General features: G+C 54.1%; 1 protein-coding gene. It reads left to right on the forward strand.

Annotated features, from left to right (window positions below; translation table 11 throughout):
* The coding region (locus ACO0LO_RS29060; RefSeq protein WP_422970038.1) for an EF-Tu/IF-2/RF-3 family GTPase at window positions 1-351 on the forward strand (351 nt) is incomplete at both ends.

Here is a 351-nt window from a genome sequence, read left to right on the forward strand (position 1 = left end):
AAACGACCTGCACAGGCGTTGAAATGTTCCGCAAACTGCTCGACCAAGGTCAAGCAGGCGACAACGTCGGCGTACTGCTGCGCGGCACCAAGCGCGAAGACATCCAGCGTGGTCAAGTGTTGGCAAAACCAGGTTCCATCAAGCCGCACAGCCACTTCACTGGCGAAATCTACGTTCTGTCCAAAGACGAAGGCGGCCGCCATACACCGTTCTTCAACAACTATCGTCCACAGTTCTACTTCCGTACAACGGACGTGACTGGCTCGATCGAGTTGCCAAAGGACAAAGAAATGGTTATGCCAGGCGATAACGTGTCGATCACAGTCAAGCTGATCAACCCGATCGCGATGG

The sequence above is a fragment of the Undibacterium sp. TJN25 genome (assembly GCF_049339885.1).
In the GTDB taxonomy this organism is placed as follows: domain Bacteria; phylum Pseudomonadota; class Gammaproteobacteria; order Burkholderiales; family Burkholderiaceae_D; genus Undibacterium.